Annotated in this window: 12 protein-coding genes; 7 read left to right on the forward strand and 5 right to left on the reverse strand. The window is 77.2% G+C overall.

All coding sequences use genetic code 11. The features are described 5' to 3' along the window. Nucleotides 1-127: 127 nt before the first annotated feature. The 6 genes from metX (at nt 128) to AB6N24_RS19380 (ending at nt 8890) form a co-directional block, all read left to right on the forward strand. A complete protein-coding gene (gene metX, locus AB6N24_RS19355) occupies nt 128-1369 on the forward strand; it encodes a homoserine O-acetyltransferase MetX (protein ID WP_412871007.1) in 1242 nt (413 codons plus the stop codon). 238 nt (nt 1370-1607) lie between these two features. Beyond that, nucleotides 1608-4133, forward strand: coding sequence for a glycoside hydrolase family 3 N-terminal domain-containing protein (locus AB6N24_RS19360; RefSeq protein ID WP_412871008.1), 2526 nt, complete (start codon nt 1608-1610; stop codon nt 4131-4133). A 154-nt stretch (nt 4134-4287) separates the two neighbouring features. Then, on the forward strand, nt 4288-5025 hold the full coding sequence (locus tag AB6N24_RS19365) for a maleylpyruvate isomerase N-terminal domain-containing protein (RefSeq protein ID WP_412871009.1): 738 nt from the start codon (nt 4288-4290) through the stop codon (nt 5023-5025). A gap of 90 nt (nt 5026-5115) precedes the next feature. Further along, nucleotides 5116-6684 carry a histidine kinase N-terminal 7TM domain-containing diguanylate cyclase gene (locus AB6N24_RS19370; protein ID WP_412871010.1) on the forward strand — a complete coding sequence of 523 codons (1569 nt, stop codon included), beginning with the start codon at nt 5116-5118 and terminating at the stop codon, nt 6682-6684. Between the two features lie 179 nt (nt 6685-6863). After that, complete coding sequence (locus AB6N24_RS19375) at nt 6864-7832, forward strand: zinc-binding dehydrogenase (protein WP_412871011.1); 969 nt, start codon at nt 6864-6866, stop codon at nt 7830-7832. A gap of 104 nt (nt 7833-7936) precedes the next feature. Beyond that, the gene (locus AB6N24_RS19380) at nt 7937-8890 is read left to right on the forward strand and encodes an alpha/beta hydrolase (protein WP_412871012.1); all 954 of its coding nucleotides are present in this window, start codon (nt 7937-7939) and stop codon (nt 8888-8890) included. A 118-nt stretch (nt 8891-9008) separates the two neighbouring features. Here AB6N24_RS19380 and AB6N24_RS19385 read toward each other — a convergent pair whose 3' ends face one another. Both AB6N24_RS19385 and AB6N24_RS19390 read right to left on the reverse strand, forming a co-directional pair. Further along, nucleotides 9009-11279 carry a restriction system modified-DNA reader domain-containing protein gene (locus AB6N24_RS19385; RefSeq protein ID WP_412871013.1) on the reverse strand — a complete coding sequence of 757 codons (2271 nt, stop codon included), beginning with the start codon at nt 11277-11279 and terminating at the stop codon, nt 9009-9011. Between the two features lie 215 nt (nt 11280-11494). Continuing rightward, complete coding sequence (locus AB6N24_RS19390; protein ID WP_412871018.1) at nt 11495-14431, reverse strand: FAD-binding and (Fe-S)-binding domain-containing protein; 2937 nt, start codon at nt 14429-14431, stop codon at nt 11495-11497. Nucleotides 14432-14641: 210 nt separating this feature from the next. On the opposite strand from AB6N24_RS19390, the gene AB6N24_RS19395 reads away from it, so the two are divergent. Beyond that, entirely contained in the window at nt 14642-15097 is a 456-nt protein-coding gene (locus tag AB6N24_RS19395) for a hypothetical protein (RefSeq protein WP_412871014.1), read from the forward strand. Between the two features lie 81 nt (nt 15098-15178). On the opposite strand, the gene AB6N24_RS19400 is transcribed toward AB6N24_RS19395, so the two are convergent. The 3 genes from AB6N24_RS19400 to AB6N24_RS19410 form a co-directional block, all read right to left on the reverse strand. Continuing rightward, nucleotides 15179-15616, reverse strand: a complete 438-nt coding sequence (locus tag AB6N24_RS19400; protein WP_412871015.1) for an OsmC family peroxiredoxin — start codon at nt 15614-15616, stop codon at nt 15179-15181. Nucleotides 15617-15764: 148 nt separating this feature from the next. Beyond that, nucleotides 15765-16958, reverse strand: a complete 1194-nt coding sequence (locus AB6N24_RS19405; RefSeq protein ID WP_412871016.1) for an ATP-binding protein — start codon at nt 16956-16958, stop codon at nt 15765-15767. 126 nt (nt 16959-17084) lie between these two features. Continuing rightward, nucleotides 17085-17903 (reverse strand): D-alanyl-D-alanine carboxypeptidase family protein (locus tag AB6N24_RS19410; protein ID WP_412871017.1); only part of this gene is annotated, 819 nt, incomplete at its 5' end.

A 17903-nucleotide genomic window follows, 5' to 3' on the forward strand; every position in this document is an offset into this window, starting at 1 on the left:
CCCGGGGCGACCACGGCCGCCCTCGGCCGTACGGCCCTCACCTCCCCCCGGCCCGCCCGCACGCTCGCCCGCCCGCCTCCAGCGGCCCGCACGCGCCGACGACCGGCGCCCCGTAGATTGGACCGCGATGCCCACCGACCGCCCGACGAACCGGCCCACCGCGGCCGCCGGGACCGCTGCGTCCCCGGCTCGGCCGGCTCAGGCGCCCAGCCGCCCCGCGACGCCCGGTCCCCGCCACGCCGCCACGCCCGTCCCGGCGAGCGCCGCGTGGCGCGAGGGGGACCCCGTGGGCCGTCGGCAGTTCGCCGACCTCGGGCCGCTGCGCCTCGAGGCGGGCGGTCGGCTCGGCTCCGTCCGCCTCGCCTACGAGACGTGGGGCACGCTGAACGAGGCCGGCGACAACGCCGTGCTGGTGCTGCACGCGCTGACCGGCGACTCCCACGTCACCGGCGACGCCGGGCCCGGGCACCCGACTCCCGGCTGGTGGCGCTCGCTCGTCGGACCCGGTGCGCCGATCGACACCGACCGGTGGTTCGTCGTCGCCCCCAACGCGCTCGGTGGCTGCCAGGGCTCGACCGGACCGGCGTCGACCGCGCCCGACGCGCGGCCCTGGGGCGGGCGGTTCCCCCACATCACGGTGCGCGACCAGGTCGCCGCGGAGACCCGGCTGACCGACGCGCTCGGCATCGACTCGTGGGCGCTCGTCGTCGGGGCCTCGATGGGCGGGCAGCGCGTGCTCGAGTGGGGCGTGAGCGCGCGCGACCGGGTCCGGTCCCTCGCCGCGATCGCGACGGCGGCGCAGACGTCGGGCGACCAGATCGCGAGCTTCCACACCCAGCTCGCCGCGATCCACGCCGACCCGCGCTTCCGCGACGGCGACTACTACGACGCGCCCGACGGCGAGGGCCCGCACGTGGGGCTCGGCATCGCGCGGCAGATCGCGCACCAGACCTACCGCAGCGCGCGCGAGCTCGACGTGCGGTTCGGGCGCATCCCGCAGGGCGGGGAGGACCCGCTCGAGGGCGGGCGCTTCGCGGTGCAGTCCTACCTCGACCACCACGGCGACAAGCTCGCGCGACGGTTCGACGCCAACACCTACGTCGCGCTGACCCGCACGATGATCACGCACGACCTGGGCCGGGACCGCGGCGGGGTCGAGGCGGCGCTCGCGAGCATCACCGCCCGCTCGCTCGTCGTCGCCGTCGACTCCGACCGGCTGTTCCTGCCCGCGCAGTCCGACCGCATCGCCGCCGGGATCCCCGGCTCGGGGCCGGTGCGGACGATCCGCTCGGAGTTCGGGCACGACGGGTTCCTCATCGAGGCCGAGCAGGTCGGCGCGATCGTGAGCGAGTTCCTCGCGGAGGGCTGACCGCAGGCCCGTCGCGCGGAGCCGATCGCGCGCTCGCCCGGGGTCGGGCTGCTCGACGCCTGCCGGCGCACCCGTCGGCGCACCCGTCGGCACCGCCCGCGAGCGCCGCACAGCGTCCGGCTCCCGGGCTCTCGTCGGCAAAACGTTTCGGCCGTGGTGGGGCGGCGCGCGGGGCCGGAGGATCGGGCGAGCCGCTGCCCGACGACGGGTCCGGCGCACCCGACGAAGGAGTCGACCGATGCCCCGCTCCGCGCAGCCCGACGGACCCACCGGCGACCCGGCCGACCTCCCGGCGCGCCCCGGTCGTCGACGCCGCAGGGGCGCCGCACTGCTGGTCGCCGTGGCGCTCACCGCCTCGGGGCTGGGCGTCGCGCAGACCGCGTCGAGCACGACGACCGCCCCCGCGCAGGCTGCCGTGCTGCCGTACCTCGACCCCGCGCTCCCCGTCGCGACCCGCGTCGAGGACCTGCTCGGCCGCATGACGCTCGACGACAAGATCGGCCAGATGACGCAGGCCGAGCGTGCGGTCGTCACCCCGGCGGACGTGGCGACGTACCGGCTCGGCTCCGTGCTCTCGGGCGGCGGGTCGGCGCCGTCGCCGAACACGACCGCGGGCTGGGCGGACCTCTACGACCGGCTCCAGCGCGGGGCCCTCGCGACGCCGCTGCAGATCCCGATGCTCTACGGGATCGACGCCGTGCACGGCAACAACAACGCGCTCGGCGCGACGATCTACCCCCACAACATCGGGCTCGGGGCTACGCGCGACCCGCAGCTCGCGCAGGACGTCGCCCGCGCGGTCGCGGAGGAGGTCAGCGCGACCGGCGTCGACTGGACGTTCGCGCCGTGCCTGTGCGTCGTGCGCGACGACCGGTGGGGACGCACGTACGAGTCCTTCGGCGAGGACCCCGCGATCGCGTCGTCGATGGCCACGACCGTCACGGGCTTCCAGGGCGAGCGGCTGGGCGGGCCCACGTCGGTGCTCGCGACCGCCAAGCACTTCATCGGCGACGGCGGCACCGTGGGCGGCGACGACCAGGGCGACGTCCGGATCACCGAGGCCGAGCTGCGCGCGGTGCACCTGCCCCCGTTCGAGGCCGCGATCGACCGGGGCGTCGGGTCCGTCATGGTGTCCTACAGCAGCTGGAACGGCGTGAAGATGCACGGCAACCGGTACCTGCTCACGGACGTGCTCAAGGGTGAGCTCGGGTTCGACGGCTTCGTGGTGTCCGACTGGGCGGCGATCGACCAGCTCGACGGAGCCCGGGGGTTCACCGCGCAGGAGGTCGCCGCGTCGGTCAACGCGGGCATCGACATGGTGATGGTGCCGAACGACTACCGGACGTTCCTGACCTACCTGCGGCAGGGCGTGCAGAGCGGCGCGATCCCGATGGCACGGGTCGACGACGCGGTGCGCCGCATCCTCACGAAGAAGGTCGAGCTGGGGCTGTTCGAGCGGCCGCTCGCCGACCGGTCCACCGCGTCGACGGTCGGCAGCGCGGCGCACCGGGCGCTCGCCCGGACCGCGGTGCAGCGCTCGCAGGTGGTGCTCAAGAACACGGGCGTCCTGCCGCTCGCCACGACGGGTGGCAAGGTCTGCGTCGCCGGGAAGAACGCGCACGACCTCGGCAACCAGAGCGGCGGCTGGACGCTGAGCTGGCAGGGCGCGAGCGGCGCGACCGTCCCCGGGACGACGATCCTCCAGGGCGTCCAGGAGGTCCTCGCGGGCGGCCGGACGACGACGCACGCGCGCGACGGGGGCAACGTCGACGCCTCGTGCGCCGTCGCGGTCGCGGTGGTCGGCGAGACCCCGTACGCGGAGGGCGAGGGTGACCGGCCCGGCGGGCTGTCGCTCGACGCGACGGACACCGCGGTGCTCGAGCGCGTCCGCGCGACGGGTGTCCCCACGGTCGTCGTGCTCGTGTCCGGCCGGCCGCTCGACGTCTCCGGGTTCCTGCCCTGGGTCCAGGCGCTCGACGTCGCGTGGCTCCCCGGCAGCGAGGGTGCGGGTGTCGCGGACGTGCTGTTCGGGAAGGTCGCGCCGACCGGGACGCTCCCGGTGTCGTGGCCCGCGACCGCGACGCAGCAGCCCGTGAACGCCGGCGACGGCCGCACGCCGTTGTTCCCGCTCGGCGCGGGCCTCACGTGGACGCCCGACGACGGCGGTGGGGTCGCGCAGCCGCCGGCCGCACCCACGGCCCTGACCGCCGGCCCGACCACGACGAGCACCGTCCCGCTCACCTGGTCGGCCCCGGCCGGCGGGTCCGCGGTCACCGGGTACGAGGTGCACCGCGGCGGGCTGCGGGTCGCGACGACCACCGGCACGACGTACACCGACACCGGGCTCACGGCCGGCACCGCGTACACGTACACGGTCCGCGCGGTCGACGCCGCGGGGAACGTCTCGCCGCCCTCCGCCGCCGCGACCGCGACGACCCAGCCCGGCACGTCGGGTCCCACCACGGGGTGCACCGCGACCTGGCGGACCGAGAACAGCTGGGGCAGCGGGTTCACGGCGTCGGTCACGGTGACCGCGACCGGCACCCAGGCGCTGCGGTCGTGGCGCGTCACCTGGGCGTGGCCCGACGGCGTGCAGCTCGCGGGCGCCTGGAACGCGGCGTTCGCGCGCACCGGGGCCGCGCAGACCGCGTCAAGCCTCGCCTACAACGGCGCGCTCGCACCGTCGGCCTCGACGTCGTTCGGCCTGCAGGCCACGACGACGGGCGGCGTGCCGTCCCCGGTCCTCACCTGCGTCGGCGGCTGACCGCGGGACCGGGTGCTCCGCCCGGTGCACCGCTCGCCGGGCGGAGCACCGGGCCGCTCAAGGGGCCGGCCTCGGGCCCGCGCGGCGCACCCACGTGCGCGGACCCGACCCGGACACCTGCCCGACTTCGTCCGGTCTGGGGCACGATGGGCGCATGACGCACCACTCGTCGACCGACCTCGCCGCCGCCTCGACCGCGCTGCACGCCCAGTGGGACGTCCTGCGGCGGTGGATCGGGACGGTGGTGGACCCGCGGGCGGCGCGCGCCGAGAGCGCGCTCGACGGCTGGACCGTGGGCGACCTCGTCGCGCACCTCGGCCGGGCGATGGACTCGCTCACCGCTGTCGAGGTCGCGCCCGCCGGCACCGTCCCGCTCACGCTCGCCGAGTACCTCGGGCAGTACGCCGACCGGGCGTCGGAGACCGCGGAGTCGACGCGGCAGCTCCGGGCCGAGCTCGGTGACAACCCCCTCCCGGGCGTGGACGCGCTGGCCCGTGCCGCGTTCACCCGCCTCGACGCGCTGGGCACCGCCGACGTCGTCGTGCTCGCCCGCCGCGGGCCTGTGCTGCTCTCCGACATGGTGGCCTCCCGCGTGCTGGAGCTCGTGGTGCACGCCGACGACCTCGCGCGCTCGCTGCGCGACACCGGCCGCGTCGACCCGTCCGGCGCCGGTCCCGTCGACCGCGGCGCGCTCGACCTCGTCGCCGGGGTGCTGCTCCGCATCGTCGTCGCGCGCGGCGGGTGGAGCCTCGAGGTCGCCCGGCCGCTCACGTGGGTCCGGCTCGCCGCGGGCCGCGTCCCGTACGACGTCGACGTCCTCGCCGAGGCGCTGAGCCCGCAGTACACGTCGGACGCCGTGCCGGACCTCGGCCGGATGCTGCCGCTGCTCTGACACGACCACCCGGTCGGGCCCTCACGGCCCGACCGTCCCTGCCGATCGTGCCGGGGACAGCCCAGGGACCGACGGGAAGGTGGCAGGGCCGTGCTCGCGCTCGTCTACGCCCTCGTCGCGCTGGTCGCGCTCGTCCCCGCACTGACGTCCTGGCGGCACCGCGAGCGCGGTCCCGCAGCCCGGCCGCTCGCCCTCCTGCACCTCGGGATCGCCTACTGGAGCGCCTTCGACGCCGCCTCGGTCGCTGCCGCGGACCCCACGCTCGCGTACGCGTTCAGCCTCGCGATCTACCCGGGCGTGTGCGCGGTCATCGCGGGCTTCCTGTGGCAGGCGCTCGTCGCCGCGGGCCACGCGGAGCAGCTGCGCCGCCGGCACGCCGTCCTGCTCGCCGTCGTCCCGGTGCTGACGGTCGCCGCCGCTGCGACCGACCCGTGGCACCACCTCTTCTACGCCTCGGTCGAGCGCGCGCCCGGTGCCGCGATGCCGCACGTCGACTTCGGCCCGCTGTTCTGGGTGCACAGCGCCTACAGCTACACGCTGAGCGCCGCCGCGACCGTGCTGCTCGTGCGGGCGATGCGCCGCTCCATCGCCGGCCAGCGCCGCACGTTCGTCCTCGTCCTCGTCGCCGCGGCGGCACCGACCGTGGGCAACCTCGCGACGCTCACCGGCGTCGCCGGGGACCGGACGGTCGACCTGACGCCGGTCCTCTTCCTCGTGACGGCGCTCTCGTGGTGGCTGCTCGACCGCCGCTGGGGCCAGGGGCTGGCGCTGCCGTCGCTGTCCGCGCGCCAGGTCCTCGCCGCGCTCGGCGACGCCGCCATGGTGCTCGACCCGTGGGGCCGGTTCCTCGACCTCAACCCCGCTGCCGTGCGGCTGCTCGCGCGCGCGCCCGGGGCCGCCGGCTCGACGCTCATCGGCGCGCGGTGGCAGGACGTGCTGGGGCCCGAGCTGACGGCCGCTCTGGGCAGCCTCGACCCCGTGACCCTGACGACGCGCGACGGCCAGGTGCTCGACGTCCGGGTCACCGAGATCCGGTCGCGTCAGGGGCGCCTGCTGGGCTTCGTCGCCGTCGCCCGGGACGTCACCGAGCTCGAGCACCTGCGCGCGGACCTCGTCGACCAGGCGTCCCGCGACGCGCTCACGCACGTCCACAACCGGCGGCACCTCGCGCACGCGCTCGCCGCGGAGGTCCCCCGGGCGGCGTCGGCGGGCACGCCGCTGACGGTCGTCATGGTCGACCTCGACCACTTCAAGCACGTCAACGACACGCACGGGCACGCCGTCGGCGACGAGCTGCTCGTGTTCCTCGCGACCACGCTCGCGTCGAGCCTGCGGGGCACCGACGTCGTCGCCCGGTACGGCGGCGAGGAGTTCGTGGTCGTCATGCCCGGCGCCGACGTCGGGATCGCGGCCCGGCGTGCGGAGGAGTGGCGGGCGGCGTGCGCGGGCGCGACCGTGCGGGCGGCCGCCGGGGCGGTCGGGGTGACCATCAGCCTCGGCGTCGCGGAGGCCGTCCCCGGGGACACCCCCGAGACCCTCCTGCGACGGGCGGACGACGCGCTGTACCGCGCGAAGAGCGACGGACGCGACCGTGTCGTCGTCGCGCGCCCCGGCGTGTCCTCGCGTGCGCTCGCGCCCGCACCGTCCGGGTCGCACTGAGCCCGCACCTGCCCGGCACCGCACCGACGCGTCTCGACGCGGCAGGCACCCACCTGCTCCGACCCGGCACCCACCGGCCGCGCCCCGACCCGGCACCCGTCGCGCCGCGGACGTCGGCGCCTGGCGGCACCCGGTGCCACCCGTCGGCGCCCGCGGACGCACCGGGCTACGGTGCTCGCATGCTCGCTGCGTCCGTGACCCGCTTCGGCACCTCGCCCGACGACCTGCTCGACGGCCTGGAGGTCGGCGAGCGCCCCGAGCCCGAGCCGCGCGAGCACTGGACGACCGTCGACGTGCGCGCCGCGTCCCTCAACCACCACGACCTGTGGTCGCTGCGCGGCGTGGGCCTGCGCGCCGAGGCGCTGCCGATGGTCCTGGGGACGGACGCCGCCGGGGTCACCCCGGACGGGCGCGAGGTGGTCGTGCACGGGGTCGTCGGCGGCGCGCTCGGTCACGGCGTCGGGCCCGACGAGCCGCGCACGCTGCTGTCCGAGCGGTACCCCGGGACCCTCGCGGAGCGCGTCGCGGTGCCGACGTGGAACCTCGTCGACAAGCCTGCGGGGCTCTCGTTCGTCGAGGCCGCGTGCGTGCCGACCGCGTGGCTCACCGCCTACACGATGCTGTTCACCCGCGGTCGTGCGACCCCCGGGCAGCGCGTGCTCGTGCAGGGCGCCGGCGGCGGGGTCGCGACCGCCGCGGTCCTGCTCGGCGCGGCGGCCGGGCTCGAGGTGCTCGTGACGAGCCGCGACGAGGCGCGCCGCGCTCGGGCCGTCGACCTCGGCGCCGCCGGGGCGTTCGAGACCGGTGGCCGGCTGCCCGGCAAGGTGGACCTCGTGCTCGAGACCGTCGGCGCGGCGACGTGGTCGCACTCGGTGCGCTCGGTGCGTCCCGGCGGCACGATCGTCGTCGCGGGCGCGACCTCGGGCGACGCGAGCCCCGCCGAGCTGCAGCGGCTGTTCTTCCTCGAGATCGACGTCCTCGGGGTCACGATGGGAGCGAAGGAGGACCTCGTCCACCTGCTCGCGATGCTCGACCGCACCGGGGTCCGCCCGCTCGTGGACGCGACGTACCCGCTGGCCCGCACCCGCGACGGCCTCGACCGCCTGGCGCGCGGCGCGCAGTTCGGCAAGGTCGTCGTCGAGGTCTGACGCGACCCGCCCGGCCCGGGACGTCCCCGGCGGGGCGGCACGACGAGCGGCCGGCGGACAGCCGGCAGAGAGGCAGGCGGGTGGCCGGCCGGTGGGGACCCGACGTGCTGGGCGACGACTTCCGCGCCCGCACCCTCACGCTCGCGCCCGACGACGAGGGCGACGTCGTCGCGACGCTCGTGCGGTACGCGCCCCCGACGCCCGAGCCGGTGCGGCCCGCCCGCGCCGTGCTGTACGTGCACGGGTGGTCCGACTACTTCTTCCAGACCGGCCTCGCCGAGCACTGGCACGCGCAGGGCGCCGCGTTCTACGCGCTCGACCTGCGCAAGTACGGCCGCAGCCTGCGCCCGCACCAGACCCCGGGCTACGTCGACGACCTGCGCACCTACGACGAGGACCTCGACGCGGCACTGACCCAGGTCCAGCGGGACCTCGGGTCGCGGGCGCGGGTCATGGTGATGGGCCACTCGACCGGTGGCCTCGTCGCGGCGCTGTGGGCGGACCGCAACCCCGGGCGGATCGCGGGCCTCGTCCTCAACAGCCCGTGGCTCGAGCTGCAGGGCTCCGCGGTCCTCCGGCACGTCAGCGCCCCGGCGATCGCGCGCATGGCTCAGCTCCAGCCGCGCGCCCCGCTGCCCAACATCGACCCGGGGTACTACGCGCGCACGATCCGTTCCGCCGACGGCGGCGAGTGGACGTACGAGGACCGCTGGCGCCCCGTGCCGTCGTTCCCGGTGCGCGCCGGGTGGCTCAGCGCGATCATGACGGGCCACGCGCAGGTCGCCCGGGGGCTCTCGATCGACGTCCCGGTGCTCACGCTCGTCTCCGCGCGGACCGTGATCAGCCGGCGCTGGAGCGAGGACATGCGGGCCGCCGACATCGTGCTCGACGTCGACCTCGTGGTGCGCCGCGCCGTGCAGCTCGGCCCCGTCGTCACCGTCGTGCGCGTGCCCGGCGGGCTGCACGACCTCACGCTCTCGCCCGCGCCGGTGCGCGCGCGGTTCTACGCCGAGATCGCCCGGTGGGCGGGGAGCTACGGGTGGGTCACCGGGGGTTGACCCGCGGCGCGTGCCTCGCCGGTCCTGGTCCCGGTCCTGGCCACGGTCCTGGTCCTGGCGACGGCCCGGTCCTTCGCCAGGGGCCGGTCACCGTCCCGGTCCCCGGCCCTGCTTCGCGTCAGCGGACGCCGGCCGCCTCGGCGAGCGTCGGGCCGCCGTCGCCGACGCGCCACGAGCCCCACCCGTCGACGGCGCCCTCGGCGTTCGCGGCCTCGGCCGCGGCCTCGTCCGGGTCGGCGTGCACGCGGCCGTCGGGCAGCTCGATGAGCCCGTCGCCGCGCAGCGTCGCCAGGAGGCGCTGACCCCGGCGCTCGCGGAACCACACGAGCGTCGCGACGGCGCCACGCCCCTTCGCGAGCGCCGCGAGCGCGGGGTCGGGGCTCGGCGCCGACGACGTGCCGGCGAGCGACGCCGGCCGCAGCGACCCGGTGGGCGGCGTGTCCGGAACGTCGGCGCGCGGCGTGCGGTCACGCACGGGGAGGTCCTCGTCGGCCGCCGGCGCGCGACCCGGCACTCCTGCGGCGGGGGTCGCCAGGGTGGAGGGCGAGGAGGCGGGCGCCGCTGGGACATAGCTCGTCGGGGCGGGCGTCGCGAGCGGGGCCGCCGCGGCCGGGCTCGTCGCGGGCCGAGGCTGGTGCTCGCCGGACGAGGCGGGGGTCCGGGACGAGGCCGCCGGCGCACCGTTCGCGGGGGTCGGGACGCGGCGCTCGTCGGTGAGGAACGCCGGCCGGTACGGCTCCGGGGTGGGGATCGGTGCGGGCGTCGACCCGGACGGGCTCGCGGCACCCGGCGCACCGGCCGCAGCCGTCGCGAGCGGGCCCGATCCTGAAGCGCTCCGCGGGGTCGCGCCCGACGGCGTCGCCCCTGCCGCTGCCGTGCCCGACGCTGCCGTGCCCGACGCTGCCGTGCCCGACGCTGCCGTGCCCGACGCTGCCGTGCCCGACGCTGCCGTGCCTGACGCTGCCGTGCCCGAGCCTGCCGTGCCCGACGCTGCCGTGCCCGACGCTGCTGCCGTTCTCGACCCTGCGGTGCCCGGCACGGTCCCGTGCGACGCGCCCAGGGGTACCGGTCCCGAGGCCGCCGTGGACGGGCTCGCCCACGCCGCGCTCGTCGCCTCGACGGCGGCCGAGCCCGCGCCCGGGACGCCCCGGCCGGCGGGCGACTGACCCGTCGGGCGGTCGGGCAGGAAGATCGGCGCCGTCAGCGGGCTCGGTTCCCGGCGGGCCGGGCGCATCCGCGCGGCGTCGAACGCACGCGCACGGGCCAGCGCCTCGTCGGCGGCCCGGAGCTCGGCGGCGTGCACCGCGGGGTCGCGCGGGAGGTCGGTCGTCGTGCTCTCGTCGGCGCGCCGCCGGGCCGCGGCGCGCTCCTCGGCCGCGCGCTGCTCCTCGGGGCGGGGGGCGAACCCGCCGGAGCGCGTCGGGGGCTCGGGCAGCACCTCGTCGTCGTCGTCGAGGGGCACCGGCGCCATGCGCATCGTCAGCTCGACGTCCGCGGGCACCGCGAGGGACGCCCAGGCGGTCGGCGCGGGCGCCGGCGCAGCGGACGGCGCCGGGTCCTCGGCCAGGTCGGGGTCACCGGTGCTCGGGGGGCCCGCCCACGTCGGCGCGTCGGCGGCGGGCGCCGGGTCGACGCGCTCGGCGTCGCGCACGTCCCACTCGTCGGCGGAGGGCCGTGGGACGGGAACCGGCTCGGGTCGCGGGCGCTCGGCGGCGGCCGCGCGCGCCGAGACGCTCTCGTGCGCCGACGCGCCCGTCACGGTCAGGGGCGCGGGGACCGGCGCGGGGACGATCATCGCGGCGGGCTCGACGGGGCGCGGCGTGCGGTGCGGGCCGAGCTGGACCGGCGAGACGTCGACGTAGCGGCGTCCGTCGCCGCCCTGCACGACGCCCATCTGCAGGACCTCGACCTGGCGGCCGGGCTGCCGCAGGAACGCGAGGGCGTCGCTCACGTCGTCGTCGACCTCGGAGCACACGAGGACCAGGCGGGAGCCCGTGCGGGGGGCGTGCTGCGCGGTGAGCGGCGAGCGGTCGCGGAACACCGCGAGGTCCGCGTCGAACGCCTCGCGGCCGCCCTGGTAGGCCCGGGCGAGGTCGGAGCGCGTGAGCCGGGCCGCCTGGCCCGCGAAGCCCAGCGCGCGCACGAGCGCCTCGGCGTCGAGCAGGTGGACGACGTCGACGACGACCGGCTGACCGCCCGCGTCGAGCGCGAGCAGGTGCGGCGCCTCGTCGTCCTCGTGACGCACGCGCACCTGGAAGAGCTGCTCGCCGAGCAGCGCGGTGAGGTGGTCGGCGACGAGCGCGGAGGTGTCCGGCGCGAACGTCGAGCTCGCGGGCTGCATCGGCTGGACCAGGAGGGGTCGACCTTCGTCGAGCTCGAAGATCGGCACTGCCTCTCCCTCCCCGGGCGGGCGCAGCCGCCGTGCGCACCCGCGTCGATCGCCCCGGACGACCGCCCCCGGCCGTCCGGCGAACACTCTCCCACGCCCCGCTGTGAAGCCCAACCGGCCCTCACCCGAACGCTGCCGAGGCGCAGGCGGACGAGGCCGGCACACCCCGGCGGACGCGCACCGGTCGGTCGGCGCCCGACGGGGAGCGCCCGGCGTCAGCGCCCCTCGGTGACCGCCTCGGCGCCGGCCGGCAGGTGCGCCGCGAGCAGCTCCGCGAGGTGCACGCCCTGGACCCCGGCGAGCTGCTCGGCCTGCGTGCGGCACGAGAACCCGTCGGCGAGGTACACGTCGCCCGGCGCGGCGTCGCGCAGTGCGGGCAGCAGCGCGTGCTCGGCGACGGCCACCGACGTCTCGTAGTGGCCCTTCTCCATGCCGAAGTTCCCCGCGAGCCCGCAGCACCCGGCGAGCGTCGAGAACTGCGCGCCGGCCTCGGTCAGGAGCGTGCGGTCCGCGGTGTACGTCATGACGGAGTGGTGGTGGCAGTGGGGCTGGACGACGGCGGTGACGCCGGACAGGTCCGGGAGCTCCCAGCGCTCGCGCGGCCCGATCGGCGCGGGGGCCGTGAGCAGCTCCGCGAGCGTCCGGGTCTCGCGGGCGACCGCCACGGCGCGGGGGTCGTCGGGCAGCAGGTCGAGCAGGTCCGAGCGCAGCACCGCGGTGCACGACGGCTCGAGGCCGACGATCGGGATGCCGTTGACCGCGTACGGGCCGAGCACGCCGAGCAGGTGCGTGAGGCGCTCGCGCGCGCCGTCGAGCTGGCCCGTGGTGATCCACGTGAGCCCGCAGCACGCCTCGTCCTCGGGCACGATCACCTCGTACCCGGCCGCGCGCAGCACCCGCACCGCGGCCTGCGCGACCGAGGGTGCGAGGCCGTCGCTGAACGAGTCGGTCCACAGCAGCACGCGGGGCTTCCGGGCGCCCTCGGGCGCCTCGTCGTCCACCACGCCCGCACCCCGCGTGACCTGCGTCGCGCCCGCACCACGCGCCCACGCCCGGAACGGCGTGGGGGCGAACGTGACCATCTTCCGGCGCGTGTCCATGCCGCCCGCGGCGAGCACGAGCCTGGCGACCGGGCGGAGGCCGAGCGCCGCGTTGGCGAGCCGCGCGAGGCCGGGCACGCCGGTCACGAGCCGGGTCCAGCGCGGGAGCCAGCCGAGCGCGTAGTGGCTCACGGGGCGCAGCCGCCCGCGGTAGGTCCGGTGCAGCACCTCGGACTTGTACTGCGCCATGTCGACGCCCGCGGGGCAGTCGCTCGAGCAGGCCTTGCACGCGAGGCACAGGTCGAGCACCTCGTGGACCTCGGGCGCGGCCCACCCCTGGGTGACGAACGTGCCGTTCGCCATCTCCTGGAGCACGCGCGCCCGGCCGCGGGTCGAGTCCTTCTCGTCGCGCGTCGCGAGGTACGACGGGCACATGAACCCGCCGGCGGCCGACGTGTCGGCGCGGCACTTGCCGACCCCGACGCAGCGGTGCACGGCCGTCGTGAAGTCCCCCGCGTCGTGCCCGAACGCGAAGCCGCCCGAGCCCGCGAGCAGCGACCGGGCGTGCGGGCGGCGCAGGTCGGCGTCGAGCGGGCGGGGGCGCACGAGGACGCCGGGGTTGAGCAGGTCGCGCGGGTCGAACAGGTCCTTGACGGCCTCGAACGCCGCGATCGCCTTCGCCGAGTACATGACCGGCAGCAGCTCGCTGCGGGCGCGCCCGTCGCCGTGCTCGCCCGAGAGCGACCCACCGTGCGCGGCGACGAGGTGCGCGGCGTCGGTCATGAACGCGCGCAGCGGGTCGCCCGAGCGCTCGAGCGGGACGTCGAGGCGCAGGTGCACGCAGCCGTCGCCGAAGTGCCCGTAGGCCAGGCCGTCGACGGCGTGCGTGGCCATGAGCGCCTCGAGCTCGCGCAGGTACGCGCCGAGCCGGGCGGGCGGCACCGCGGAGTCCTCGAAGCCCGGCCACGCCTGCTCGCCCGACGGCGTGCGCCCACCGAGCCCCGCGCCGTCCTCGCGGATGCGCCACATCGCGGCGGCCTGCGGTCCCGGCGGGAACACCCCGACCGCGTCGGTCCCGGCGTCGGCCGCGAGCGCGCGGGCCCGGGACATCGCCTCGTCGAGGTCCGCTCCCCCGACCTCGACCATGAGCCAGCCCCCGCCGGTCGGCAGCGGCGGGACGGCGCTCGCACCCTTGACGCGGCGCACCACGTCGACGAGCCGGGCGTCCATCCCCTCGATCGCGAGCGGGGCGTGCGCGAGCAGCGCCGGCACCGCGTCGGCCGCCGTCGGCATGTCGGGGTAGCCGAGCACGACGAGCACCGGCGCGGCGGCGATCGGGACCAGGTTCACGGTCGCACCGAGCAGCGTCACGAGCGTGCCCTCGGTGCCGACGAGCGCCTTGGCGAGGTCCGCGCCGTTCTCGGGCAGCAGGTGCTCGAGCGAGTACCCGGAGACCTGCCGGCCGAAGCGGCCCAGCTCGGTGCGGATCGTCTCGAGGTTCGCGCGCACCAGGGCGTCGAGGCCGGGCACGGGGTCCAGCCCTCGGGCGGCCTCGAACCGCCGGCCCGCGCCGTCGACCACGTCGAGGGCGAGCACGTTGTCCGCGGTCCGGCCGTACGCCACGGCGCGCGGGCCGCACGCGTTGTTGCCGATCATGCCGCCGAGCGTCGCGCGGGCCTGCGTCGACGGGTCGGGGCCGAAGCGCAGCCCGTGCGGGGCGGCCTGGCGCTGGAGCTCGGACATCACGACGCCGGGCTCGACGCGTGCGGTGCGCGCCTCGGGGTCGATCGCGAGCACGCGGTTGACGTGCCGGGAGAAGTCGAGCACGACGCCGGTTCCGACGGCGTTGCCCGCGACCGACGTGCCGCCGCCGCGCGACGTCAGCGGGACGCCGGCCGCACGCGTGACCTCGAGCGCGGCCAGCACGTCGTCGGTGTCCCGCGGGAACACGACGACCTGCGGGACGACGCGGTAGTTCGACGCGTCCGTGGAGTACTCGGCGCGGCGCCGGGACGAGTCGTCCACGGAGCCCCGGACCGCGGAGCGCAGCGCGGCGACGACGTCGGGGGTGGGCTGCGCGGCCGCGTCCGGGCGCTGCGCGGGATCCGTCACGGTCGACACCGCTGCAGTCTCCCACCCACAGCCCGGCGCCTGCGCACGGTGACCAGGTTCACCCTGGTGGCCGTGCACGCGGACCCGCGCCCTGCCGATATCTCTTGCATGACAGGCACAGCACGGCAGTCGCGCTCGCGGGATCGTCGTAGCTTCGTGCCGTCCCCCCGCGGCACTGCGGGACGCGCGGCCCCCGACGTGCGTCCCGCAGTGCGCGGGCTGGATCCCGCCGAGGCCATGTGGCTCGCGGAGTCCCGCGAGCTCCTGCGCGGCCCGGACCTGGACCTCACCGACGTCGACCGGCTCGGCGTCCTGCTCGACGAGCTCATGGGCGCCTGGCACGCCGTCGAGCCCGCCGTGCGCTGGGACCCGCTGCCCACGATCACCGCGCTCGGCCTGCTCGCCGGCGACGCGATCGTCGCGCGCGTGCCCGGCCTGACGTGGGTGCGCGTCGAGGGATCCCCGAGCATCGCGCTGGCGCACCCGCGCACCACGACGCTCGAGCTGCCCCTGGACGCCGTCGCCGCGCTCTGGGCGGCCGGCGCCCCCGAGCAGCTCCCCACCTTCGTGCGCGAGGTCACCGACCGCACGCTCGCCCGCATCACCCAGGTCGACGAGCCCCCGCGGCTCACGGGTGCGCTGCGGCTCCTCGCGCGCCTGCGCTGACCCCACGCACCGACCGCCCCGCGCCGACAGCGTGCGCGCGCTCACACGCACGCCGCCGGCCCGGGACGGACCGCGCGCCGGTCAGTCCAGCGCGGCGTCGAGCGTGATCTCGGTGCCCGTGAGGGCCTTGCTCACCGGGCACGTGGCCTTCGCGGCGTCGGCGGCCTTCGCGAAGCCGTCGGCGTCGATGTTCTCGACCTCGCCGCGGACCGTCAGCGCGATCCCGCTGATCCGGAACCCGCCCGCCGGGTCCGGGCTGAGCGTCACGTCGGCCGTGACCTCGAGCGCGACGGGCGTCGCCCCCGCCTCGCCGAGCAGCGCGGACAGCTGCATCGCGTAGCAGGACGAGTGCGCGGCCGCGATGAGCTCCTCGGGGCTCGTGACCCCGCCCGCGTCGTCGGCGGCGCGGCGCGGGAACGAGACGTCGTACGTGCCGACCTTCGAGCTCGTCAGCTCGACCTGGCCGCCCCCGTCCTGCAGAGTCCCGTTCCAGGCGGTGCGTGCGGTACGGACTGGCATGGCGCTCCTTCGTCGTGGCGTGCGCGACGCCGGGCGACGCCGCCCGTCCACCGTAGGGTCGCGGCGCGCAGGCCGACACCCCAGGTGCCGTGCACGGGACGTCGAGCGGCACCGCACCCCCGCGCGACCGGTGCCGTTCGCCGCGCGCTCACACCGTCCGGTGCAGGTGCCGCTCGACCACGGCGGGCGGGGCCCCGGCCTCCTGCAGCGCCCGCGCCGCGCGCGCGTGCAGGTCGCGGCGCTCGGCCGCGTCGAGCCCGTCGTACAGCGCGGTGCGCACGAGGTCGTGCCGGAACGCGAGCCGGTCGCCGCGCGCGTGCACGACGCCGGCGGCGAGCGCGTGCCGGAGGGTCCGCCAGCAGTGCGCGACGGGCAGGTCGGCGAGCTCGGCGAGGTCCCCGACGACGAACGACGAGCCGAGCACCGAGGCCCGGGCGAGCAGCGCGGTGACGTCCGCGCCCAGGTAGTCGAGGCGGGCGACGACGAGGGCGTCGAGCGGCCCGACCCAGCCGTCGTGCGCGACGTCGACACCCCCCGGCGGCGTGGGCACGAGCGCGTCGGCGTCCAGGAGGGCGCGGACGAGGTCGGCGACGAACCGCGGGTTGCCGCCGGTGGTGGCGAGCGCGCCCCGCAGCGCCGGGCCGGCGGGTGCGCCGATCCGGGACTCGGCGAGCTCGACGACCGCGGCGGGTGCGAGCGGGCGCAGCTCGACGTACCGGGCGCCGGCGCGCGTCCAGGCGGCGACGACGGTCGCGAGCTCGGCGCCGCGCGGCACGGGGCGCATCGTCGCGAGCAGCAGGGCGCGCTCGACGGCCCCCTCGCGCGCGAGGCGGTAGAGCACCGCGAGCGACGCCTCGTCGGCGAGGTGCAGGTCGTCGAGGACGAGCAGCCAGGGGCCGGAGTCGCCGCGGCGGCGGACGAGCGCCGTGAACAGCTCCTCGGTGCGGGCGACGACGGCCGGTGCCGCGGGGGCGTCCCGGGCGCCGTCGAGCAGCGCGGCGAGCTCCTCCTCGACGGGCGAGGGCCCACGGACGGGCACCGGGCCGAGCGCGTCGTCGGCCCCGTGCACCGGCCGCGTGGGCAGCAGGGCCTCGGCGAGCAGCGCGAACGGGCGGCGCGGGACCGCGGACGCCGACGCGCCGCGGACCTCGAGGCCGAGCAGGTGCGCGGTGGTCCGGACGGCGTGCGCGATCGACGACTTGCCGACGCCGGCCTCGCCCTCGAGCAGCATGATCGAGCCGCTCCCGGCGGACACCGACGACAGCACGTCGTCCAGGTCGTCGAGCTCGGGCCCGCGCCCGACGAGCGGCCGATCGCGACCGGGCTCGCCGTGAGCACTCATGGGGCCGATGGTAGGTCCTGCGCACGCTCACGGCCGCGCGGCGCGAGCACGGTCGTCGCGCTGGTCAGCGGTCCAGGAGCGGGGCGAGGCGCGGTGCAGCGCCGCACGCCCGCACGCGAGCCGGTCTCAGCCGACGTACTCCCAGTGCCACGCCTCGGGCTTGCTGCCGGTCGCACGGGCCCACTCGGGGAGCGTCCAGCCGTACTCGTCGGCGTTCGCGACGAGCCAGCGGTGCTGCCGCGTGCCGAACGTCTGGATGCCGCCGCCGAGGTCGACGGCCGTGCCGAGACCGTGGTTCGAGGTCCCGGGCGCCGCGCACAGGCTGCCCTTGGTGCGGGTGCACGCGTACTGCCCGGCGAGCGAGCGGTAGGAGTCGGAGATCGTGATGTGCACGCCGAACGCGTCGACGTACGCGGCGTCGAGCAGCTCGAGCTGCTCGGCTGCGTCGCAGCGCAGCTCGTGCGACGTGTCGAAGTCGAGCTCGCACAGCGCCGACTCGGGCACCTGGCCGTTGCCGTACTTCTCGAGCGAGGTGCGCCACGCGGCGCGCGTCGCGGCCTGCTCGGCGGCGACCCGCTCGGCCTCGGCGGCGGCGCGCTCCGACTCGGCGGCGGCGGCGGCCTGGACGCCCGCGGCGACCTCGGCGGCGGCGGAGTTGGCCTCGGCGACGAGCTCGACCTGGGCGGACGCCTGGGCGACCTTCTCCACGGCCTCACGCAGGCGGGCCGTCGTGGCGTCCTCGGGACCCTTCGGCACGTCGACGCCCGCGACCCGGGCGGGGACCTCGGTGGTGACGATGGACTTCTCGGCGTCGGCCTTCGCGGACGGGGTGGCCGACGGGCTCGGCGTCGCGGCGGGCGCGTCGGACGGCAGCGGCTCGGGGGCCGGCTCGTCCGCACCCTCGGTGGGCGACGGCGCGGACGCGGCGAGCGGGGCGGCGGGGCC

It is taken from the genome of Cellulomonas jepli (assembly GCF_047229345.1).
In the GTDB taxonomy this organism is placed as follows: domain Bacteria; phylum Actinomycetota; class Actinomycetes; order Actinomycetales; family Cellulomonadaceae; genus Cellulomonas_A.